The sequence below is a fragment of the Amycolatopsis sp. CB00013 genome, from assembly GCF_001905755.1.
Classification (GTDB): Bacteria; Actinomycetota; Actinomycetes; order Mycobacteriales; family Pseudonocardiaceae; genus Amycolatopsis; species Amycolatopsis japonica.
Map to the genome: position 1 here is coordinate 1429820 of NZ_LIWC01000003.1, position 22020 is coordinate 1451839.

Consider the following 22020-nt stretch of genomic DNA (forward strand, 5'->3'; position numbering starts at 1 on the left):
GGGGCCGGATGACGTCATGAAGTGGACAACTGGCGGCTGGGGTCGCCGGTAGGGGTCGGGAGGTGTCACCGGGTGTTCACGCCGGTTTCACCGGGGCGGGCGGGGGTGCTTGGGGTTGGTGTGGCGTTGATGCCGGGTGTTGGGGTGGTCTGGCGGGGGAGTGACCGTTTTTCGGCGACGGCCGGCAGGGTGTGGTGGCTCTGGTGGGCTCTGCGGGCCTGGTCGTTTTTCGGCAACGAGACTTGACGGTTGTCGGCCGGGTGAGCGTAAGGCGGGTTCGAGGCGCGGTCCCGTGCCGTGGTCGTTTTTCGGCAACTCGGCCAGTGCTGATCGCGCGCTCGGTGCTGTCGTCGCTATTCGGCGACGGGGCCGATGGGGCTCGGTGGGGAGGCGGCCGGGTTCGCGACGCCGTGCCGTTGCCGTTTTCCGGCGACGCCTCAGAACGGTGGCGCTTCCTCCTCGCGGGGTTCGTGCAGCGGCGGAGGCGAGCTGTCGTAACTCCGGCCCGTAGGCGTCGTGATCGTCAGAGTCCCATCAGAACCCAACCGATAGACCCACCCCGGCTCATCCTTCAACCGATGATCACGACGGCACAGATCGATCAGCTCGGTATCCGCGGTATGACCACCGTGTTGCCACGGCAGCGAATGATCGAGGTCGCAGGCCTGGGCCACACGATGACACCCGGGTCTTCGGCATTCTCGGTCCCGGACCCGAACGAATTCGTCGAGACCGGCGGTGGGCCGGTAGCGGTCGCGGCCGAGGTCGAGAACCTGCCCCGAGAGCGGGTCTGTGATGATCCGCCGCAACACCGTATTCGACCCGCCGGCGATCTCTCGGGCCAGCGACGCCGGGATATGCCCATGTCCGGCCATCTCGGCGGGATCATCGTTCAACCCGAGGTAGGTGTTCAGGTCCATGTAGAGGAACACTTCGGACCGTTCGCTCTTCCCGCCCTGACCACCCAACAAAAGATCAAGAGCGACGTCAGCACGCAACTGATCCAGGGTGCGGGTCTCCCCACCGGCCCGCAGGGCGCGGGCTTCACGGTCGATCCGCGTATAGGCGGCGGCCACCTTCTCGGCGGGCCCGTCTTCGACTTCGATGGATGCCACGCCGGTGTCGCCCTGCCGGATCGATAGGCGACGTCCGCCACGATTCCGCTCCACACGACGAGCCGCCCCCTCACGGTCGGCCATCATCGCCGCGTGATTCGCCGCCTTCCGGATCTGATCCGAGTTCCGGTCCGGGATCCGATCCTCCAGCACCGCGTCCACCGCGCGAGCATCGTCGTCCGAGAGCCAGGCAGTGGCCGTCGCGACTTTCATCGCCCCGTACCCGCCGACCTTCCCGGCATCCAACAAACCCAACGTACGCGGCAGACGAGTCGTCAACGCCTCAGCCGTAGAGACCAGACCAGCAGCATGACCGTCCACAACGGACAGAGCGAATGCGACCTCCTGCACCACACTCGAAGCACCATCACGATGTCGACTCAACCGACCCAAAGCACGGAACCGAACAGCTTCCAACCGCGCGATTCCCTCCGACGCCGCCACGGCGACATTCACGGCATCGTTGTCCCCCAACGAATCCAGCGAAGCATTAACCTCCCGCAAAACTTCCGACGACGTGATTTCCTTCAAACGCGCCACAGTGGCGTTGAGAGTGTCCACGCCCAGAACGTACAACCGACCACCGACAGTTCCGGCTCAGTAGTAGTGCCGCAACTCGCCCCAAAGTACATCCCAAGGCTGAGAAGTCCCATCACACAAGGAAATCCGCACTCCTTGCTCGTCGTTCTCCACCCCGAGCCCGTTGTCGTGCACCGCGGCCTCGCGACACCCTACGAACCACGTCGGAAGATACGGCCCCACCACGACCACGGGTCCCGAAGCCGTACCAGGAGGCGGCCCCCAGTCCGCATAGGACATATGCCCCGAGTACACCCCGGGAAGCCCGTAGTACTCCAGAGCTCCCGCCTGTCCGTAGTTCCGCGTGAAGATCACCGCGGTCGACCGCCGCTCAGCCGGGATCTGCTCCCAGACCCGGGTGACCGAAGAAGCCAGCTCGGGCCAGCCCGCCTGCTCACCTTGTTCCTTGTTCACCACCAAAACCGGCGCCAGTGCGGACACCGGCAGCAGAGGCAGTCCGACGATGAGAGAGACCGCGGCACCGAGCACGGCCGACACCGTCGCCCATACGCGACGCGATACCCGGTCCAGTGATCGCAGGCAAGGCTCGGCGCCGGCCGCCGTGAGCAGCAACAGAAACGGCGCCGAGTAGTACGGCTTTCCACCCGATATCAGCAAAAGAACGCACAGCACCGGATAAGCCGGCGCCAGGGAACGGGCCCAGCGCAGCTCCGGATCACGCCAGAGCCGAAGACCGCCCGCGATCCAGATCGGCACGACCACGGGCGACAGATAGAGGAACTGCATCGGCACGAACAGGATCCGGTTCTCCGCGCCGTCGTCCTCGCTGATCCCGGAAGCCACGGTCAGCAAAGGGAAATCGTGCGCGGCCTGCCAGATCAGGCCCGGGGCGGCCAGCGCGAGCGCGAGCAGGATCCCGGCGGCGAGCCAGCCGCTGCGGAACACCGTCCGCGGGCCGACGGCGAGTACCGAAAGGCCGATCGACGCGACCATCAGCAGGACAAGCCACTTGGCCTCCAGCCCGATGCCGACGACGGCGCCGATCGCGAGCCACCACCGTCCGTCGCCGGTGCGGAACAGGCGCAGGACCACCAGGCCCAGCGCGCTCCAGATCAGCAGATCGACGGTGGCCGTCGACAGCATGTGCCCGTCCACCACGACGAACGCCGCCAGCGCGGTCGTCGCGGCGGTGAGGACCTGCGCGCCACGGCCGCCACCGAACTCGCGGGCGACCAAGGCCAGCAGGACCACCGTCACGGCGGCGCACAGTGTCGCGGCCACGCGCAGGCCGGCGGGCGTGGCGCCGAAGAGGTCGGTGGAGATCCTCGAGAGCAAGGGCGTCAGGGACGGCTGGTCGACATATCCCCACGCGAGCCGTTTCCCCGCGGCGAGGAAGTAGAGCTCGTCCCGGTGGAAGCCGTATCGCCCCGAAACCAGTGTCAGCACCAAGACCTGGATCGCGACCACCAGACCGACCGGACCCCGAGCGAATCGCTCCATCGCGCCTCCCCAGACGCGGCGAATCCTACTGCGCGGGCGGTGCCAGTTCGACCCTGTTGCGGCCACCCTGCTTCGCCCGGTAGAGCGCGGTGTCGGTGGCGACGAGGAGGTCGTCGACGCTGGTGATGTTGGCCGCCGGGTACAACGCGCCACCGATCGACACCGTCAGATCGGTCAGCACGGTGTCGCGATCGGGCAGGGCGACCGAGACCACCGCCACCTGGTGCCGGATCCGTTCGGCCACCTGGCGCAGCGTCTCCTCGCCGTGGATGTCCGGGATGACGATCGCGAACTCCTCGCCGCCCCACCGCCCGCAGATGTCCTGTTCGCGGACCTCGGCGAGCAGGGCGTCGCCGACCGCGCGCAGGACGAGGTCGCCGTTGGGATGGCCGTAGGTGTCGTTGATCGTCTTGAAGTTGTCGAGGTCGAGGAACAGCACGCCGAGTTTGCGGCCGGCGCGGGTGCGGCCCAGCTGCTCCTCCGCCAGCTGGCGCCAGCGGCGTTTCGTGACGAGACCGGTGGTGGCGTCGGTGTGCGCGTCACGCCGGTACTGCGTCAGCAGCAGCCCGCGGTGCAGCGCGACCAGCGCGATGACGACGCCGACCAGCACCAGCGGGTTGGCCTGGACGAGGACGACGGCCGTCACGAGGCCGAGGCCGAGCGCGCCCGCCTCGAGGATCTGGTCGCCGAACCCGGAGAACAGTTCGCCGATCGACTTCGGCGGCGACGAGAGCGCGATCGCGACCATCACGAGCACGGTGTTGATCGCCCAGCGCAGGGCCGCGGCCACGATGATGACGGCGAGGTCGCCCAGCCCGGCGAGCAGACCGGAGCCGGGCGCGCCTGGGTAATGCCGCATGCCGAGGCTGAGGACGACGACGGCGGCCTGCGTGCCGCAGAGCACCGTCGCGGCGGAGAAGATCCACCGATGGGGGAGGACCGGCCGTTGGTGTGGCCAGATCCGCAGCCATGCGATGGTGTAGGTCACCACGACCATCGCGGCGGCGAGCACCGGAGGCAGCGCGATGACGGCGGCGACGCTCCAGACCGCCTTGGTGTCGACGTAGGCGACTGACGGGGCTCTGTCGTACTCCCGTTGACGTTCGATCTGCCGGGTGCCCTCGATCGCGATGGCCGCGCACAGCGTCAAGACGCCGAACCGGACGAGATCGGTACCGGTCACCGGGACCAGCCGGGCCGTGGCGGCGGTCGAGAGGACTGCGATGAGATTCACGACCAGGACGTAGGAACGCACAGGTCGCGGCAGGCTCCACAGGTGCCAGGCCTTGAGCCGCCGCCGCGCGCCGCCGAGTCGTCCGTCCACGCACCCTCTTCCGTCGGTGATCTACACCGTAATCGAACCGGGACTGCGACGACCGTCGTTGTCCGGACGATGAGAGTCGTGGCTCCGAATTCCCCCGGACAGCCCAACCGAAACGAGGGAGGTGCACCGATGCAGGACAACAACTGGTGAGTGTTTTGCCGGATAGATCGCTATTTCGAGGGAGGTGAACGACATGCGGGACAACAACTGGACCACTCGGCGTGACAACAACTGGACGTGAGTGATCTCGCCCACGAACGCGCGGCTTTCGCGAAGGGAGGTGAATGTAGTGCGTGACAACAACTGGACGACCCGTCGGGACAACAACTGGACGTGATGTGTCAGGAACCGTGTTCGCCAACGGGTGTCGTCCCGCCGACCGGCCCCATGGGATCTTCGGATTCCTCAGGGCCGCGGCGGGACGACACCGCCCGTGACCAGCCCACCCCGGCGACGAAGGCGACCACCACACCGGCGATCGCCGCGACGGTGACCACGGTGGTCGGCGCGACGATCTGGGCCAGCAGCCCGGCCGCCGCGATCCCCGCCGCCTGAGCCGCCCGCAACGCCGCGATCGCGACCCCGATCACCTGGCCACGATGGGCGGGCGGCGCGGCGAGGCTGTACTGCGTCTGCGTGATCATGTCGTGCGCGGAGAACACCCCCGAGATCGTCCACAGCACGACGATCGTGACCAGTCCCGGAGCCCAGCCGGTCGGGATCAGCACCAGGCTGCTCGCCACCGTCAGTGCGCCCAGCACCCGGATCTGCCGCTCACGCGGGATCCGGCTCAGCAGGATCCCGCCGAGCACCGACCCGACCGGGTTCGCGGCCAGCAGCCACGGCAACGCGCCCGCACCGCCCAGTTCGGCGGCGACCGGGACGGCGAGGCCCTCGGGCACGACGTAGAAACCGCAGCAGCAGGCGATGAGCAGCAGCCAGCGCAGCTTGCGGTCGCGCGCCACCAGACGGCAGCCCTCGAGCAGCGACGGGCGTTCGTGATGCGCGGGTGCCGAGGGCGGGAAGCGTTCGAGCCCGAAGCGCAGCATGAGCGCCGAAAGCGCGAACGTTCCCGCGTCGATCAGCAGTGCCCCGGGAACACCGAGGCCGGTGACGACGGCGGCGCCCGCGCCGAAGCCCACCACGAGCCCGGCCTGATACGTGGACGAGATGACCGCCTGCCCGACGACCAGCCGGTCCGGATCGAGCAGATCCGGCAGCATCGCCTGGCGGGCCGCGTGGAACGGCCCGGCCATGAGCTGGACGAGGAACAACAGCGCGGCCGCGGCGGGCAGCGGGAGGCCGGGCACCGCCATCAATGCGATCAGGACCGCGCGGCCGACGTCGGTCACCACCATCACGGTGCGTCGCGAGAACCGGTCCGCGACCCCGCCCAGCGCGCCGCCGAGGAGGTCGGGCACGAAGGTCAGCGCGTACGCCGCCGAAGCCCAGCCCGCCGACGAGGTCCGGTCGAACACCAGCACCGTGAGCGCGACCCTGGCCAGCTGGTCGCCGGCGACCGAGAGCAGATGCGCGAGCCAGATCCGGCGGAATCCGGCGACCGCGAAGACACTGCGGAACGACGCCGCTCGGGCTGGCATGCGCTTCAGGCTGTCGTGAAGCGGCCACTTTGCGCAACCCTCGGAAAAAATCAGTCCGCCATGTCGAACCGCGGTGGGCCCGTTCGACGTGTCTGTAGAGAAGGAACGGAGAATCCGATGTCGCATTCACTGGGCCCGCTGGCGAACAACCTCGCCGCCTACGCCATCTACTCGACCGCGCAGACCGAGATGCGCCACGCCTACAAGCTCATCGAGGCGGGCGACTACCTCGGCGCCGCCGCGGAGATCGAGTCCGCCGCGCACGCCGCCGAGGTGCTCGCCCGAGCCACCTCCGAGCTGGACGCCGAACGTTCCGAACGATGGCTCAGAGTCGTCGTCGCGCGGAGGCGGTTCGCCGACCAGGCCCGGGCGCGGGCTTCCGACACCGTTCTGACCCTCGCCGCTTAACGGAAAGCGCGTCGATAAGTGCCCGGGCTGACGCCGGTCGTGCGCTTGAACCGGTCGCGGAACGAGGTGGGCGAACCGAAACCGACTTCGGCGCCGATCCGCTCGACGGCGTATTCGGTGGTCTCCAGCAGATGCTGCGCCTGCCGGACGCGGGTCCGGTGCAGCCACTGCAATGGCGTCGTCCCGGTCTGCTCGCGAAAGTGCCGGATCAGCGTGCGCGTGCTCATCCCGGCGCGCGTGGCGATATCGGCCAGTGTGAGCTCGCGCGCGAGATTTTCCTGCATCCACAACAGAGTCGGCTCCAGTGTCGCGCCACGGGGAGCGGGTGGATGCCGCAACGCGATGAACTGCGCCTGGCCGCCCTCGCGTTCGAGCGCCATGACCGAGAGACGGGCGGCGTCGGCCGCGATCGCGGAGCCGTGGTCCCGCCGGATCAGGTGCAGGCACAGATCCAGGCCCGCGGCGGCGCCCGCGGACGTCAGGATCTGCCCGTTGTCGACATAGAGGACGTCCGGGTCGACGTCGACTCCCGGGTACGCCGCGGCCAGTGCGTCGGCGGCGACCCAATGCGTCGTGGCGCGAAGGCCGTCGAGCAGGCCCGCGGCGGCGAGGATGAAGGTGCCGGAACAGATCGAGGCGATTCGTGCGCCCCTCGCGGCGGCCGAGTTCAGCGCGGCGTGGACGGATTCCGGCAACGGCCGGGCCGGCTCGGCGGTGCCGGGGACGATGATCGTGTCCGCCTCGCGCAGCGTGTCCAGCCCCCGCGGCGCGCGCAGGGTGAAGTGCCCGGCGTCGACTTCCGGGTGTTCGGCGCAGACGACCACGCGATAGCCCGTGCTTCCGTCCGCGAGCCGGGTCCTGGTGAAGACCTCGATCGGCGTCGAGAGATCGAACGGGATCACCTTGTCCAGCGCGAGGACGGCGACGGTGTGCATGAACCGCAACGTACCCGCCCGATGGCGAGATCCCGTTGGAAGGCGTCGTTCGCGCCACTGGGAGCGGGCGTCGTCCGGTTCTAGCGTCGAACCATGATGATCATCGCGCCGATTCTCGTCGGCCTCGGCTATGTCGTCCTGATGTCGTTGATCCACGAGCCGCACCGCCGCCGTTTCAACGCGGTCATGATCGCGGGCGCGGGCGCGGCCTACGCCAGCGGCGGCGGGCTCGGCATCTGGGAACTCGTCTTCACCGCACTGATGGCCTATGTGGCGTACCGCGGGCTCGAATCGTGGACGTTCATCGGGATCGGCTGGCTGCTGCACACGGCTTGGGACGTCGTGCACCACCTGAAGGGCGCTCCTATCATCCCGTTCCTGGACGATTCGTCGTTCGGCTGCGCGATCTGCGACCCGGTGATCGCGATCTGGTGTTTCGCCGGCGGACGATCGGTGACGGATTTCTTCCGCGCCCGTGTCGGTTCGCGTCGTCCGCGTTCGTCGGTGGGGTGAACCGACCGGACGAAGGGAGTTCGAAATGACGGTGATCGTGGCGGGAAAGGTGTACGTCGACCCGGAGAAGCGGGACCGCTATGTCGAGGGGCACCAGGTGATCGTCGAGAAGGCGCGGGCCCATCCCGGCTGCCTCGACGTGGTGATCTCGGCGGACACGCTCGAACCGGGCCGGGTGAACATCTTCGAGTACTGGGAGTCGGAAGAGGTGCTGAACGCCTGGCGCGCGATCTCGCCCAGGCCGACGTACTCCGCCGAGATCCGGGACGGCGAGGTGTTCAAGCACCGGGTCTCGTACTCCGGACCCCCGTTCGACTGAACACGGTGGAGCGCCGGGCTTGACCTTGACATCGTGACAAGGTCTTCACTGGAGCGCAGGAGGTGATCCCCATCAACACGACACAGAGGACTTCACCGGACCTGCGCGTGCTCGACGCGCTCGGTGCCGAGAGCTCGTCGACGCGGCTCCAGGCGGCGCTGGCGGCCGGGACGCATCCGGACGTCGGGTTCGTCGGCCCGCTCGTGGCGCGGTGCGCGATCGAGCCGGATTTCTACGTCCGGGACATGCTGACCTGGGCGCTGACGCGGCTGCCCGCGGAGAACACGGTGCCGGTGCTCCTGGCCGAGCTCGGTTCGGAGGTCGCCCAGGCCCGGAGTCAGGCCCTGCACACGCTGTCCAAGATCGGGGACCGCGCCGCGTGGCCCGCGATCACGCGGTCGCTGCTGCACGACGCCGACGACGAGGTCGCCCGGAGCGCGTGGCGGGCCGCGGTCGTCCTCGTCCCCGACGGGGAGCGGGCCCGGCTGGCCCGTGACCTGGCCGACCAGTTCGGCCGGGGCGACCGGACGGTGCGGCTGAGTCTCAGCAGGGCGCTCGTCGCGCTCGGACCCGTGATCGAGCCCGTCCTGCGGGCGGGCTCGGCGAGTACCGACCTGGCGGTGCGGGCGCACGCCCACGCCACGGAGCGGCTCCTGCGCGACCCGGACGCCGGTTTCGACGAGTCGAAACGGATCGTCGCGCTGGGACCGGAGGGAGCCTGATGCTGATCGGTGAGGTGGCGCGCCGCTCGGGGGTGAGCAGCCGGATGCTCCGGCATTACGACTCCCTCGGGCTGGTGCGGCCGACCGGCCGCACCTTCGGCGGCTACCGCGAGTACTCCGACGAGGACATCCGCCGGATCTTCCACGTGGAGAGCCTGCGGTCCCTCGGTCTCTCGCTGCGCGAGATCGGACGTGCCTTGGAGGATCCGGCCTTCGAGCCGTCCGATCTCGTCGGCGATCTCATCCGGCGGACCGAGGAGCGCCTGAACCGGGAACAGGAGCTGCTCGACCGGCTCCGCGCGGTCGACGGTTCGGCACCCACGGGCTGGGAGGGGGTCCTGCGCATCGTCGAGCTGTTGCACGGGCTCAATTCGCCTCACGCGGCTCGGCGGCAGCAGACCGCCCTGGCCCCGGCCGAGGTACCCGCCGAACTGCTGGCCGGGGCGGTCCTCACCGAAGCCGATCCGAACGTCGCCGGGGCTCTGCGGTGGGCTCTCGCGAGGGCGGGCGGTGACGGCGTGGCGAGCCTGGCGTCCGGCGCGCGTTCGGCGGACGTCGACGTCCGGCGGCGCGCGGTCCTCGCGATCGCCGGGATGCCCGGTGACGAGGCGACCGCGGCGCTGACGGACGTACTCGGCGACCCGGATCCGGCGGTCCGCGCCCGCGCCGCGCTGGCGCTGGGGTCGCGCGGGGAGAGCGCGGCCGTGCCGGAGCTCGTCCGCATGGTGGTCGAGGGCACGACCGACGTCGAGGCGGCCGAGGTCCTCGGCGCCTTGGCTCGTGACGACGACGTCGCGGCCCGGATCATGAGCGCGTTGACCGGCGAACTGGCCACCGCGGAGCCCGCCGCGCGGATCCGCCTCACCCAGGCCCTCGTCGAGATGCCGCTCGCCCTCGCGCTGGACGTGCTGCGTGACCTGGCCGAAGACGACGATCGCACCGTCGCTCTCCTCGCTTCGGCCCTGGCGGGAGCGCTCGGCTCCCCTGGGTGAGGTGGCTTGGCCACTGGGCCGTTTGATGCGAACATATGTTCTATGACGACCGAGGGTCCCATCCTGCACGCCGACCTGGACTCGTTCTACGCGTCGGTCGAGCAGCGTGACGACCCGAAGCTCCGCGGGCGTCCGGTCATCGTCGGCGGCGGGGTGGTGCTGGCGGCCAGCTACGAGGCGAAGGCGTACGGCGTGCGCACGGCGATGGGCGGCGGCCAGGCGCGGCGGCTGTGCCCGGACGCGATCGTGGTCCCGTCCCGGATGCGCGCGTATTCGGAGGCCAGCAAGGCGGTCTTCGAGGTCTTCGGCAACACGACGCCGCTCGTGGAAGGCATTTCGATCGACGAAGCCTTCCTCGACGTCGGCGGGCTGCTGAAGATCGCGGGCACGCCGAGCCGGATCGCCGCGAAACTGCGGAAGGACGTCTTGGAGCAGGTCGGGCTGCCGATCACGGTCGGCGTCGCCAGGACGAAGTTCCTCGCGAAGGTGGCCAGCGGGGTCGCGAAACCCGACGGCCTGCTCGTCGTGCCGCACGACAAGGAGCTGGAGTTCCTGCATCCGCTCCCGGTCGAGCGGCTGTGGGGAGTGGGCAAGGTGACGGCGCGGAAGCTCCGCGAGCGCGGGGTGACGACCGTCGGGCAGATGGAGGGGTTCGGGGAGAAGGAACTCGTCCGGATGCTCGGCCGCGGCGTCGGCGCCCATCTGCACGCGTTGTCCCACAACGACGACCCGCGCCGCGTGCAGACGGGCCGGCGCCGCCGGTCGATCGGGGCGCAGCGCGCGCTCGGTAGCAGGCCGCGTTCGCCCGCCGAACTCGACGCGACGCTGCTGACGCTCGCCGATCGGCTCGCCCGTCGCCTGCGTGCGGCGCAGCGGGTGTGCCGCACCGTCGTGCTGCGGATGCGGTTCGCCGATTTCACCAAGGCGACGCGTTCGCACACCCTCTTGGAGGCGACCGAGCAGACCGGCGCGATCGTCGCGGCGGCGCGGGGCCTGCTCGCGACGGCGAGACCGCTGATCGACGAACGCGGTCTCACGCTGATCGGGCTCGCGCTCACGAATCTGTCGAAGGACGACTCGATCCAGCTGGCGCTGCCGTTCGGGGCGAAACCGAGGGACGCGCTCGACTCGACGCTCGACACCGTCCGGGACCGGTTCGGTGCGAAGTCCATCACGCGCGCGGTGCATCTGGGCCAGGTCGAGGAGCCGTGGGTGCCGCTCCTGCCGGACTGAGCCCCGTCGCTAGGGTGTTCCGGTGGCGGAAGTCGAGATCTACACCGATGGCGCGTGCAGCGGGAATCCCGGCCCGGGAGGCTGGGGCGCGGTGCTGCGGTACGGCACCGTCGAGAAGGAGATCTACGGCGGGGATCCCGGTCCGACCACGAACAACCGGATGGAGCTGACCGCGCCGATCGAGGCGCTGGAAAGCCTGAAGCGCCGGGTCACGGTGGACATCTACACCGACAGCACCTACGTCCGGAACGGCATCACCAGCTGGGTCCGGAACTGGAAGAACAACGGCTGGATGACGTCGGCGAAGACGCCGGTCAAGAACGCCGATCTGTGGCGCCGTCTCGACGAAGCCGCTTCACGGCACGAAGTCGAGTGGCATTGGGTCAAGGGCCACGCGGGGCATCCGGAGAACGAGCGAGCGGACCGGCTCGCCGTCAAAGGCGTGGAAGAGGTCGTGGGCCGACCCGTGATCCAGCCCGGCGAGCGGTCCGCTCGGCGTCGTTGAACGAAGTCGTCAGCAGCTGACGTTCACCTTCGCGCTCTTGGCGAAGGAGACGTGGACGTGGTCCATGTGGTTGGCGGTCGCGCCGCCGCGGTCCTCCATGGTGTCCCAGCCGCTGCCGTCGTTGTAGCGCTGGCGCCAGATGACGTACGTGATACCGAAGTCCTTCTGGTTGGCCAGAAGGTACTCGGCGATGGCGTTGCCGGTGGCGGTGTCCACCATGAAGTCCAGCGCCAGGCCGGAGGGGTGGTCGCTGGCGTTCGCCCGGCCGGCGACGCCGCCGACGTTCTTCACGCCGAACTTGGCCTTCACGTGGTTGCCGACCTGGGCCACGTGCGGTTTGGTGCCGGCGAGGCTGGTCGAACACGCCGTCGCGGCGGGAACGGTCTTCTTCACCGGGGCGGGGGCCTTGGTCGACGTCGTCGGCTTCGGGGGAGCCGAGGAGGTCGACGGGGGCGGGGTACTTGTGCTGGAGGGCGGGGTGCTGCTGGTAGACGGCGGGGGAGTCACGCTGGAGACCGGGGGAGCCTTCAACGCGAGCGCGGCGCTGGCCGCTTCGACGTCAGGGGAACCTGCGGAGGTCAGCCACATCGACGCCGGGAGCGCCGTGGCGACCGCTGCCGCGATACCCGCGGGGAGCTTCCACTGCGGAGCCTTGATCTTGCGATGTCTGCCGGCCATTTCTCTGATCACTCACCACTTCGGGGACGGGAACTCGCGTCGGGGGCCGCGAGCTCCGGGCAACATTACGAAAAGGACACGGCAATGTCACGCCCGAGTGTGTTCGCCCACAGTTACCTTGATCGTTGAACCAAAAGAGGCTCACGCCCGTACAGATACGAGAAGTGCTTTTATGTGAGCACGGTGAGTGACGAATTCAGTTCGGCTGGCAGGATTGGAAGTACACGTCCTCGTTCGGCGAGATCACGTTCACGCCCTTGGACTGTGGCGCCCGGCCGGTGGCCGCGGAGGCCGCGATCACGGTGCAGACCAGCTGATTGATGGCCTGATCGGACAATTTGCGCATCGAGTACGGCAGCGCGAGACTCGACGGGTCGCCCGGGTAGACCCGGAGCTTGCCCAGCTCCGGCGGGACGAACGTGGTGAGTCCCTGCGCGGCTTCCCGGTCCGTCGGTCCCTGCAGCAGCAGCGTGACCGCGCCCTCGGGGGAGATGAACCCTTCGGTGGGCCGGGTCACCGGGATGACCCGGCCGTCGGAGACGAAGTACAGCGTCAGACCGCCGAGGACGTTCGGCCCCGTGGTGGCGCGGATCGACGGCCCCGGCCCGGCCGGGACGACACCGGTCGGCTGGACACCGCAGGCGGCCACGAGCGTCGCGGCCGCGAAGGCGAGCAGTACGCGAGGCTTCCTCATCGCGTCCCTCCTTCGGGCAGGTGCGGCAGGCGCAGCACGAACCGGGCACCGTGCCCGGTGTCGGCCGCGGTGATGTCGCCGCCGTGCAGGCGGGCGTTCTCCAGCGCGATCGCCAGGCCCAGCCCGCTGCCCTCGGACCGGGCGCGGGCGGTGTCGGCCTTGGTGAACCGGTCGAACACATGCGGCAGGACCTGCGGATCGATCCCGGGCCCGCGGTCCTCGACCGCCAGGGTGACGCCGTCGCCGTCGGCGCGCAGCCGGACCTCGACCGGGGCCGCGCCGTGCCGGAAGGCGTTGCCGACGAGGTTGGCCACGATCAGGTCGAGCCGCCGCCGGTCCACGCGGGCGAGAACGCCCTCCGGCAGGTCGGTGACCAGGTCTTCGCCGTCGCGCCAGCCTCGGGCGTCGAGACTGTCCCGGATCGCCGTCGCGAGATCCCATTCGTCGAGCACGAGTTCGGCGCGGCCGGCGTCGAACCGGGAGATCTCGACCAGGTCCTGCACCAGCCGCGTCAGCCTCCGGGTCTCACCCGAGACCAGCCGCGCCGCGACGGCGGTGTCCGGCGGCAGCGCCTCCGCGTCCTCGTCGAGCACGTCGGTGACCGCGTTCATCGCCGCCAGCGGCGTGCGGAGTTCGTGCGAGACGTCGGCCACGAACCGGCGGGCGTCGGCCTCCATCGCTCTCAGCTCACCGACCGTGCGCTCCAGTTCGGCGGCGGTATTGTTGAAGGTCGTGACCAGTTCGGCCAGTTCGTCGGAACCCTTGGCGGGCAGCCGGACGTCGAGCCTGCCTTCGCCGAGCTGGGCGGCGGCGGTGTTGAGCGCCCGGACCGGCCGGAGCACCTGCCTCGCCGCGAGCAGGGCGAGCGCCGCGGCCAGCGGGAGGACCAGCGCGGCCGTCTGCCAGGCGGATTTCGCGAGTTCGTCGATGGCCTGTTGCTGTTGCACGAGCGAGGTGAGCGAGTACACCTCGACGCCGCTGTTCCTCATCGCCCCGTCGGGCTGCCTGGCCAGCACCGGCAGCCCGACCAGCAGCTCCGGAATGCTTCCGCGGTCGACGCGCTGGAACTGGATGCGGAAGTCGTTCGCGACGGTCTGGCGCAACTCGGGGGAGAACGTGGCGAGATCCGGGCCGTTGGCCGATCGCAGGTCGCTGTAGACCGCGACGGCGTTCAACCGCAGGCTGCCGGCGAAATCGTTGAGCTGCTCCTGGGTCGGCGGCGTGGACAGCGGGCGGCCGTAGGCGGCGACCCGGTCCTTCAGCTGGTTCATCGCCGCGTCCTGCACCGCCTCGAGGATCGCGTTCCGGGCCGAGACGTAACTGGCCCCCGCCGCGGCCGCCGCTCCGATGATCGTCATCGCCGCGAACGCCAGGATGAGCCGCGGCCGCAGCCCGGAAAGCCACCTCATGAACGGCCGAACCGGTACCCGAAGCCGCGGACGGTCTGGACGTGTTCGGGTTTCGCGGGGACGTCTTCGATCTTCGCGCGCAGCCGCTGGACACAGGCGTCGACCAGCCGGGAGTCGCCGAGGTAGTCGTGATCCCAGACGGCGGAGAGGATCTGCTGGCGGCTGTAGACCTGGCCGGGCGTACGCGACAGCTCCAGCAGCAGTTTCAGCTCGGTCGGAGTCAGCGAGACCGGCTCTCCGTTCTTCGTGACCACCAGCCCGGCCCGGTCGATGACCAGGCCGCCGTGCCGTTCCCCGGCGGCGGCTGCGTCGCTCGCGGGCTTCTCGCTCACCGCCCGCCGCAGCACCGCCCGGATCCGGGCGTCGAGCACGCGGGGCTCGATCGGCTTGGTGACGTAGTCGTCGGCACCCGCCTCCAGCCCGGCCACGATGTCGAAGTCGTCGCTGCGGGCGGTGAGCATGATGATCGGCACCTCGCCCGCCGAGCGGATGCGGCGGCAGGTCTCGAAGCCGTCGATGCCGGGGAGCATCAGGTCCAGTACGACGATGTCGGGCTGGAACACCCGCAGTTTCTCCAGCCCGAGCTCGCCGCTCTCGGCGGTGTACACGGTGTGCGCCTGCCGTCGCAGCGCGAGTTCCAGCCCCTCCCGCACGGACGCGTCGTCTTCGATCACAAGGACACTTGCCACGCCGCCATTATTCGGATGTCTCCGCGCGTGTGCGACTCGGCTCGATCTTGTAGCAGAACCATGACATTGTCCGGACCTCACGGCGAAACGGCGTGGGGACAGTGGGACCCATGGCCCTACTCATCCACGAAGCGAAGCCGACCCCCGCCCGCCGTCCGCTGCCGGGACGGCACGCCGAGACCAGGCGGACCCTGTCCAGGGCCGTGTTCCAGCTCGCCACCGGACTGGGACTGGCCGCCGCGTTCGTCGTGACCTACGTGCTGTTCGTGCACACGTCGGCCGGGCAGCTCGCGGAGAACGGCGTCGTCCGGAGCGCGCAGTCCGGTCAGTGGTCCACAATGGACTGGGCGGGACCGCTGCGCGACCAGGACATGGTGCTGGTGATCGGCGCCGCCGGGATCGGGCTCGTCGTCCTGGCGCTGCTCCGGCGCAAACCCGGTCTCCTGATCCCCGCGCTGAGCGTCCTCGTGCTCCCGCTCGTCGCCGCGCAACTGCTCAAGCTCTACGTCCTCGTCCGGCCCGAACTGCCCGACGGCGGCCGCGGGCCGGGGCACAACAGCTTCCCCAGCGGGCACGTCAGTGCCGCCATGGCCATCCTGATGGCGCTCGCTTTCGTGCTGCCCCAACGGTTCCGTCCGGCGATCATCGGGATCGGCGGCGTCGCCGTCGCCTGGGTCGCGTCGTCGACCATCGCGCTGGGCTGGCACCGGCTCAGCGACACGGCGGGCGCCTGCCTGCTCGGGGCTGCGTTCGCCTGCCTGCTCGCCGCCTGGCTGACCACCCGCCGTCGCGACCTGCGCCGCACGCCCGCCTTCCTGGTGGCGCTGGCCGCCGTGTTGCCGACCGGCATCGTCCTGATCGGCTTCGCGGTGCTGAGCACGGCGACCGACGGCGCCGCCCAGTTCGTCGCCGCGCTGGTGCTGGCCGCGCTGTCCGCGGGGGGTGTCGTGCTGGTCGCGCTGTGGCCGCTGAGCGGGTCCGCGTTCGAACGGCGGACCGGCGTGGAGACCCGGGTGGTCGACGACCTGCTCGAGACCCGCCTCGTGACCCGGCGCTGACGCTCGGGTTTTCGGAGGCGCTCCGGAATGTCACGTATGGGACCGTTCGGGTCCCGTACGTGACATCGGTGCTTCGCTACGCGTGGTGTGTTGCGAAAGCCACTTTCGCAACCTTCAACGTTGCGAAAGTGGCTTTCGCAACGTCAGGTCGCGGCCAGGACTGGTCGGCTGGCCCGGGGGGAGTGGCGTGCATGTCGCGAAAGCCACTTTCGCGACGTCTGGTGTCCCGAAAGTGGCTTTCGCGACATGCACGCGCGCCTTGAGCAAAGGACCGGCCTCGCTCGGTGAACGCATTCAGAGGACTAAATGCGTCAATCGCGGCGCGAGTCGCCGGCCCGGCTCAGGGGTGACGTCGGCGTCCGGGGCGAAGGCGGAACCGCGGAGGGTGCCACGACCACGCGGTTCCGCCCGCTCCGTTTCGCCTGGTACATGGCCGCGTCCGCGGCGCGGAAGAGCTCGCCGTAGTCCGTCGAGTGCTCCGGCGACAGCCCGACGCCGATCGACACGGTGCAGCCGTGGATCGGCCCCACCGCGCGGGGTTCGTTGGTGGCGTGCCCGCTGGCGAGTTCGGTCAGGCCGGTGATCGCGGTCTTCGCGACGGCCACCCGGATCCGCTCGGCGATCCGCATCGCCTCCTCGCGGGTGGTGTCCGGCAGCAGCACCGAGAACTCCTCGCCGCCCCACCGCCCGACGACGTCCGTGGAGCGGGTGTTCTGCCGCAGCACGGCACTGACACAGCCGAGCACGATGTCACCGCCGGAATGCCCGTACTTGTCGTTCCACTGCTTGAAGTGGTCGAGATCCAGCATCAGGAACGCCGTCGGGCGCCGCCCGGTCTGGTCTTCGAGCAGCCGGAGCGCGGCGGGTGCGTGGAAGGAGTCTTCGGTCAGCAGTCCGGTCTTCCGGTCGCGCTGGCTGCGCGCGATCGTGTCCGCCAGCGCCTGCGACAGCCGGGTCGAGCGCAGCGCGATCCCGATCATCACCAGTGGCACCAGCGCGATGTTGACCGCGCCGAGGATCGTCGTGCACGCGGCGAGTTGCAGCGCGTAGACGAAGTCCGCGTTGTCGGCCCAGCTGCCGATCAGCTTCTGCCGCCGCCAGCCGCCCCACGCCAGGCCGCGCGCGATGCTGATCAACAGCGTCTGCGATGCGAAATACCAGAGCGCGGCGCCCAGCAGCGCGACGGCGGCGACCGCGATGTCGCCGGGCCGCTGGGGGAGCGTGCCCGATTCGAGCCAGCCGTGCAGTGACGTCAGCCGGGTGATCGTGTGCACGCCCAGAATGGAGGCGGCGTGCGCGGCGGTGGTGAAGAGGAAGGTCGTCATCGCCTTGTGCGCGATGGAGTAGCGCTGCACGCGCACCATCAGCAGCAGCGCGAGCGACAAGGTGGGCGGCAGCAGGACGGCCGCGCCGCCCAGCCAGACGGCGGTCTGGTCGATGTGCTCACCGCGCCGGTCGTCGGCTCGGCGCTGCTCCTCCGGATGCTGCGTCTGGACGAGGTACCAGATCGTGCAGCCCGCGATCACGCCGAAGCGGACGAGATCCGTCGTCGTGGCGGAGGCCTTGAAACCGCTGTAGAGCGCCCAAAACGCGACCGCGATCTCGGTACCGAGCATCCAGAAGACCGCCGCGGGCGGCAGGCGCCACAGCTCCCACCCCGCCGGATGGCGCAGGGTGTTCCAGGCGCGGCCACGCAGCCGCCAGACGCGGGCGGAGGCGAGGCCGACGGTGTCGGCGAAACCCCGGAGCGAACCGCGCGGCCGCGCCGAGACCGCGTCACGGTCGTGCTTGCCGAACTCGCTGACGAGGGTCACCTCCAACCCGTTACGCACCGCACCCGCTTCGATCTTGCTGGGTCACCACAAGAGGGTGACAGGGGGACCGCGTTGACGATCGCGTGAGACAGCCCGATACCCGCGTTCGCCGGACGCGATTCCGCCGGCGGCTGGCATGGTGGCTCGTATGCCTGACGCCGCATACGATGCCGCCGCGGTCCCCGTGATGTTCGGCCCGGACTTCGACAGGAACCCCTCGCCCGCCTACGAATGGCTTCGGAGCAACGCGCCGGCGTTCCGGCTCCCGCTCCCCGGCGACACCTGGACCTGGTTGCTGACCCGGCACGCTGACGTCGTTTCCGCGATGGCCGACCCCCGGCTGTCCAAATGTCCGTCCGTCGCCGCGGAGCACTGGCGCAAGGCCAACCTCGGGCTGCCTGCCGACCACCGGCCGACGCTCATCGGGCATATGAACAACGTCGAAGGCGAGGAACACGCGCGGTTGCGCAAGGCCTGTGCCGGTGCGTTCGGCCCGCGGCGGCTGCAGCATATGCGCGACCGCACGCATCGGCTCGCGAACGAACTGCTCGACCCGATCCTGGACCGCGGCGAAGGCGACCTCGTCGAGGATTTCGCGTACCCCTTGGGAATCCGGTCGATCTGCGAGCTGATCGGCATCCCGGAAAGCCTGCTCGACGAGGTCCGCCCGCCCGCGCTGGTGGTCGCCGCGGGCGACGTGACGGACATGGCGTCGATGCTCAAGGCGACCGACGACCTGGACGCGCTGCTCGCCGACGTCGTCGCCCGCAAACGCGCGGAACCGGGGGCGGACCTGATCAGCGATCTGCTCACCCAGGAGGCGGCCGGGAAGCTGACCGACGACGAGGTCGCCGCGACGGCGTTCCTCTCCCTGATCGCCGGGCACGAGACGACGATCAGTCTCATCGCGTCCACCGCGCTGACCCTCATCACGCATCCGGAGGAGGCGGCCCGCGCCCGCGCCGACGGTGCGCATCTCACGCTCGTCATCGAAGAGGTGCTGCGCCGCGACACCCCGCTGCAGAACACGAGCTGGCGGTTCGTCACCGAACCGATGGAGCTCGCCGGGCAGCGGATGGAGGCGGGCGATCCGATCCTGTTGTCGTTGCTGGCGGCCAATCGCGATCCGGAAGTGCACCCCGAACCGCTCGCCTTCCGCCCCGGCGAGCGGCCGGTGCGGCACGTCGCCTTCGGTGTCGGACCGCATATCTGCATCGGCGCCGCGCTCGCGCGGATGCAGGCGTCCGCGGCACTGGAGACGTTGTTCGACCGCGCGCCGTCGATGACGCTGACCGTGCCGGAGGACCGGCTCGTGTGGTGGCCGAGCGCGATCACGCGCGGTCTGCACAACCTGCCGGTGAAGCTCTAGACGGCGCCTTCGAGGCGGCCCCGCAGCACGTTCGCCTTCCGGTCGTCGAGGTCCATGACGAGCTGGAGCGCGTCGCGCCAGACGGCCATGGCCTCGTCGGTGTGCCCCTGGGCGGCCAGCGCGCAGCCGCGTTCGTCGAGCGCGTCGGCCTGCCCCCAGACGTCGCCGCAGTTGCGGTAGGCGGTCAGCGCCTGCTCGCAGTACCCGAGCGCCTGGTCCAGATCGCCGAACCGGCGGCAGGTCCTGGCGAGCGGCACCAGCGCGAAACCCATTCCGTGCTGGTCGGCGTCCTTCGCGTAGGCGTCGAAGGCGCGCAGACCGTGGTCGAGGGCCAGGTCCCGTTCACCGAGGTCACGGTAGGCGCGGCCGAGATGAACCCGTGCGGTCGCTTCGCCGAGCTGGTATCCGATCCGCGCGTTCACCTCCACGCTCTGCTCGGCGAGCCGGACGGCTTCGGCGTAGTCCTCGCGTTCGTGCGCGATGTTGCCGAGGCCGACCAGCGCCCAGCCGAGACTCGGGTTCTCGCCGATCTCCTCGGAGATCTCGACGGCCTGGCCGAACAGATCGCGCGCGCGGCCGAGGTCGCCGCGCCGCCGGTGCGCCTCGGCGAGGTTGATCGCCGACCACGCCAGCCCGCCGAGGTCACCGCCCGCCTTCGCGGACTCGATCGCCACCTCGTGACTGGAGATCCAGGTCTGCCACGGCCTGCCGAGCAGGTGGTAGTCGAACAACTCCACCGGCAGCCGCCAGCCGACCTCGTACAGCCCGTGGTCCAGTGCCAGCCGGGCGACACCGGTGATGCTCGGCATCTCCGACGCGCACCAGATGTAGGCCTCGTCGAACGTGGCGAACCGGAGCGGTTCGACACCGTCGGGCGCGGGACCCAGATCGATGTGGTGGTCGCGCGCCGGGGTCAGCGTCCAGCTCGCGGCGTTGGCCGCGTACAGATACCAGTGGGTCAGCCGGGAGACCGCCGCCTGCCGCTCGTCCCGCCATCGCTCGGCGTTGGCCTCTTCGGCGGCGTACACGCGGAGCAGATCGTGGAACCGGTAGTACTCGGCGCCGACCTGCTGGACGAGATGCGCCTGCACGAGCCGGTCGAGCAGCTGTCGCGCGTCGCGCCCGGGCAGCCCGGCGAGCGCGGCCGCCGCACCCGCGGTGAAGCGCGGGCCGGGATGGAGACCGAGCAGCCGGAACATCCGGGCGGTGTCCGCCTCCAGCGCCCGGTACGACCAGCTGAAGGCGGCCCTGACGCCGACGGTGTCGTCGTCGACCGCGAGCAGTTCCAGCCGCCGCCCCTCGGCGACGAGTTCGCGGGCGAGGTCGCCGACACTCTGATGGGGATGGGTGGCGACCCGTTCGGCGGCGATGTTCACCGCGAGCGGCAATGCCGCGCACAGCCGGACGAGCCTGCCGACGCCTTCGGGATCACCCGCCGCGCGTTCGTCGCCGATGAGGTCGGCCATGAGCCGGGTCGCTTCGAGTTCTCGCAGTGGCTCCAAGGAAACCTGGACCGCGCCGCTGCCGACGACCAGCCCGGACAGCCGTCGCCTGCTGGTGATCAGCACGGTGGTGTCCGGGGTGCCGGGCAGGACGGGCCGCACCTGGGGCGAGTCGAGGGCGTTGTCCAGTACGACAAGGGTGCGCTGGCCGCGCAACAGGCCGCGTAGGAGCGCGAGCCGCATGTGCTCCTCGGCGGGGACGCGGTCGGGACGGACGCCGACGCAGCGCAAGAGGTCGTCGAGGATGTCGGCGGGTTGCGCGGGCGACCCCGCCGCATAGCCGCGCAGATCCGACCAGAGCACGCAATCGAACTCTTCTTGGCGCCGGTTCGCCCAATTCAGCACGAGCGCGGTCTTCCCGACCCCGGGCGGACCGGCGACGAAGACCACTTTCGCCGTTTCGGTGAACACTTTTTCGTCCAGCAGTGCCAACTGGTCTTCGCGGCCGACGAAATGATCAGGCGGCGGGGGAAGATGCACATACGGTTCCGCGCGGGCGGCCTCGGCGAGCACGATCAGGGTCCCGTCCGCGCCGAGCGCGCGATCGCAGGCTTCGGCGAATTCCGCGCTCGGCGGGGTGAGGCCGCGTTCGACCCGGCTGATCAGACTTTTGTCGACATAGGCGAGTTTCTGAAGCTCGCGCAACGCCAGCCCGCGGGCCTGACGGCGTTGCCGCAAGGCGCGGCCGAACGTCGACGCGGCCGTCGAAACCGGCCTCGGTTCCGCGCGTGCTTTCCCGGTCCCCCCGGATCTGGCCGAACCGGAATTCTCGGTCACCAGAAGCACCTTTCTCCCCGCTTCGCGGCAGATCGTGCCACAACCTTCCCATTGCCTGGGTCACAACACGGCCACCGGGTGTGCGCGGGTGCGAAGTCTGCCCCCAAACTGTGCGAGAACGCGCCCGTTCCCCACCGGTGCGCCGGGCGAAAGGGAGGTGGATCATGCGCGACCGCGAAATGTGAGCAGGCCCTGTTCCGCCTTGCGAACACCGGGCGAGTGCTGATCTCCTCGGAAACCGGTCGTGGCCGTCGCTTCCGGCGGCCACGCCCGGGACCCTTTCGGAACATGTAGGACCGCTTAATGTCGGTGTAGATCTTTTC

20 protein-coding genes are annotated in these 22020 nt (G+C 69.8%); 9 read left to right on the plus strand and 11 right to left on the minus strand.

Annotated elements, in window-relative coordinates:
- Nucleotides 1-437: 437 nt before the first annotated feature.
- From AMK34_RS26200 to AMK34_RS26215, 4 genes are all read right to left on the minus strand, one after another.
- Nucleotides 438-1676, minus strand: a complete 1239-nt coding sequence (locus tag AMK34_RS26200) for an HNH endonuclease signature motif containing protein (RefSeq protein WP_241832854.1) — start codon at nt 1674-1676, stop codon at nt 438-440.
- A 36-nt stretch (nt 1677-1712) separates the two neighbouring features.
- Nucleotides 1713-3155: an ArnT family glycosyltransferase gene (locus AMK34_RS26205; RefSeq protein WP_073847094.1), complete on the minus strand. Its 1443-nt coding sequence runs from the start codon at nt 3153-3155 to the stop codon at nt 1713-1715.
- Between the two features lie 25 nt (nt 3156-3180).
- A complete protein-coding gene (locus AMK34_RS26210; RefSeq protein ID WP_443111211.1) occupies nt 3181-4479 on the minus strand; it encodes a diguanylate cyclase in 1299 nt (432 codons plus the stop codon).
- A 341-nt stretch (nt 4480-4820) separates the two neighbouring features.
- Nucleotides 4821-6080, minus strand: coding sequence for an MFS transporter (locus AMK34_RS26215; RefSeq protein WP_038515300.1), 1260 nt, complete (start codon nt 6078-6080; stop codon nt 4821-4823).
- Between the two features lie 117 nt (nt 6081-6197).
- On the opposite strand from AMK34_RS26215, the gene AMK34_RS26220 reads away from it, so the two are divergent.
- Nucleotides 6198-6488: a hypothetical protein gene (locus AMK34_RS26220; RefSeq protein ID WP_037344210.1), complete on the plus strand. Its 291-nt coding sequence runs from the start codon at nt 6198-6200 to the stop codon at nt 6486-6488.
- Here AMK34_RS26220 and AMK34_RS26225 read toward each other — a convergent pair.
- Nucleotides 6485-7423 (minus strand): GlxA family transcriptional regulator, encoded by a 939-nt coding sequence (locus tag AMK34_RS26225; protein ID WP_073847095.1) that lies wholly within the window; start codon nt 7421-7423, stop codon nt 6485-6487. The two genes, AMK34_RS26220 and AMK34_RS26225, sit on opposite strands and share 4 nt — an antisense overlap.
- A gap of 93 nt (nt 7424-7516) precedes the next feature.
- Here AMK34_RS26225 and AMK34_RS26230 point away from each other — a divergent pair, with 93 nt between their 5' ends.
- The 6 genes from AMK34_RS26230 to rnhA all read left to right on the plus strand — a co-directional run bounded on the left by AMK34_RS26230 (nt 7517) and on the right by rnhA (nt 11707).
- Nucleotides 7517-7936, plus strand: coding sequence for a DUF6010 family protein (locus AMK34_RS26230; protein ID WP_037344213.1), 420 nt, complete (start codon nt 7517-7519; stop codon nt 7934-7936).
- Between the two features lie 25 nt (nt 7937-7961).
- Nucleotides 7962-8255, plus strand: a complete 294-nt coding sequence (locus tag AMK34_RS26235) for a putative quinol monooxygenase (RefSeq protein WP_038515297.1) — start codon at nt 7962-7964, stop codon at nt 8253-8255.
- 62 nt (nt 8256-8317) lie between these two features.
- Nucleotides 8318-8977 carry a HEAT repeat domain-containing protein gene (locus AMK34_RS26240; RefSeq protein WP_038515296.1) on the plus strand — a complete coding sequence of 220 codons (660 nt, stop codon included), beginning with the start codon at nt 8318-8320 and terminating at the stop codon, nt 8975-8977.
- Entirely contained in the window at nt 8977-9969 is a 993-nt protein-coding gene (locus tag AMK34_RS26245; RefSeq protein WP_073847096.1) for a MerR family transcriptional regulator, read from the plus strand. The genes AMK34_RS26240 and AMK34_RS26245 overlap by 1 nt, the downstream gene beginning before the upstream one ends.
- A gap of 42 nt (nt 9970-10011) precedes the next feature.
- A complete protein-coding gene (dinB, locus tag AMK34_RS26250; protein WP_073847097.1) occupies nt 10012-11202 on the plus strand; it encodes a DNA polymerase IV in 1191 nt (396 codons plus the stop codon).
- Nucleotides 11203-11224: 22 nt separating this feature from the next.
- Complete coding sequence (gene rnhA / locus AMK34_RS26255) at nt 11225-11707, plus strand: ribonuclease HI (RefSeq protein ID WP_038515293.1); 483 nt, start codon at nt 11225-11227, stop codon at nt 11705-11707.
- 9 nt (nt 11708-11716) lie between these two features.
- Here rnhA and AMK34_RS26260 read toward each other — a convergent pair whose 3' ends face one another.
- The 4 genes from AMK34_RS26260 to AMK34_RS26275 all read right to left on the minus strand — a co-directional run bounded on the left by AMK34_RS26260 (nt 11717) and on the right by AMK34_RS26275 (nt 15177).
- Nucleotides 11717-12385, minus strand: coding sequence for a hypothetical protein (locus AMK34_RS26260; protein ID WP_038515292.1), 669 nt, complete (start codon nt 12383-12385; stop codon nt 11717-11719).
- A 196-nt stretch (nt 12386-12581) separates the two neighbouring features.
- Entirely contained in the window at nt 12582-13079 is a 498-nt protein-coding gene (locus AMK34_RS26265; RefSeq protein WP_038515291.1) for a hypothetical protein, read from the minus strand.
- On the minus strand, nt 13076-14488 hold the full coding sequence (locus tag AMK34_RS26270) for a sensor histidine kinase (RefSeq protein WP_073847098.1): 1413 nt from the start codon (nt 14486-14488) through the stop codon (nt 13076-13078). Before AMK34_RS26270 ends, AMK34_RS26265 begins: the two co-directional genes overlap by 4 nt.
- Nucleotides 14485-15177: a response regulator transcription factor gene (locus AMK34_RS26275; protein WP_038515289.1), complete on the minus strand. Its 693-nt coding sequence runs from the start codon at nt 15175-15177 to the stop codon at nt 14485-14487. The genes AMK34_RS26270 and AMK34_RS26275 overlap by 4 nt, the downstream gene beginning before the upstream one ends.
- Nucleotides 15178-15287: 110 nt before the next feature.
- Here AMK34_RS26275 and AMK34_RS26280 point away from each other — a divergent pair, with 110 nt between their 5' ends.
- Nucleotides 15288-16235: a phosphatase PAP2 family protein gene (locus tag AMK34_RS26280; protein WP_073847099.1), complete on the plus strand. Its 948-nt coding sequence runs from the start codon at nt 15288-15290 to the stop codon at nt 16233-16235.
- Between the two features lie 311 nt (nt 16236-16546).
- On the opposite strand, the gene AMK34_RS26285 is transcribed toward AMK34_RS26280, so the two are convergent.
- Entirely contained in the window at nt 16547-18067 is a 1521-nt protein-coding gene (locus AMK34_RS26285) for a GGDEF domain-containing protein (protein WP_241832855.1), read from the minus strand.
- Nucleotides 18068-18197: 130 nt separating this feature from the next.
- Here AMK34_RS26285 and AMK34_RS26290 point away from each other — a divergent pair, with 130 nt between their 5' ends.
- Nucleotides 18198-19418, plus strand: a complete 1221-nt coding sequence (locus AMK34_RS26290) for a cytochrome P450 family protein (protein ID WP_073847101.1) — start codon at nt 18198-18200, stop codon at nt 19416-19418.
- Here the strand turns inward: AMK34_RS26290 and AMK34_RS26295 are convergent.
- Nucleotides 19415-21697 (minus strand): tetratricopeptide repeat protein, encoded by a 2283-nt coding sequence (locus tag AMK34_RS26295; protein ID WP_241832856.1) that lies wholly within the window; start codon nt 21695-21697, stop codon nt 19415-19417. The genes AMK34_RS26290 and AMK34_RS26295 overlap by 4 nt on opposite strands.
- Nucleotides 21698-22020: the final 323 nt, after the last annotated feature.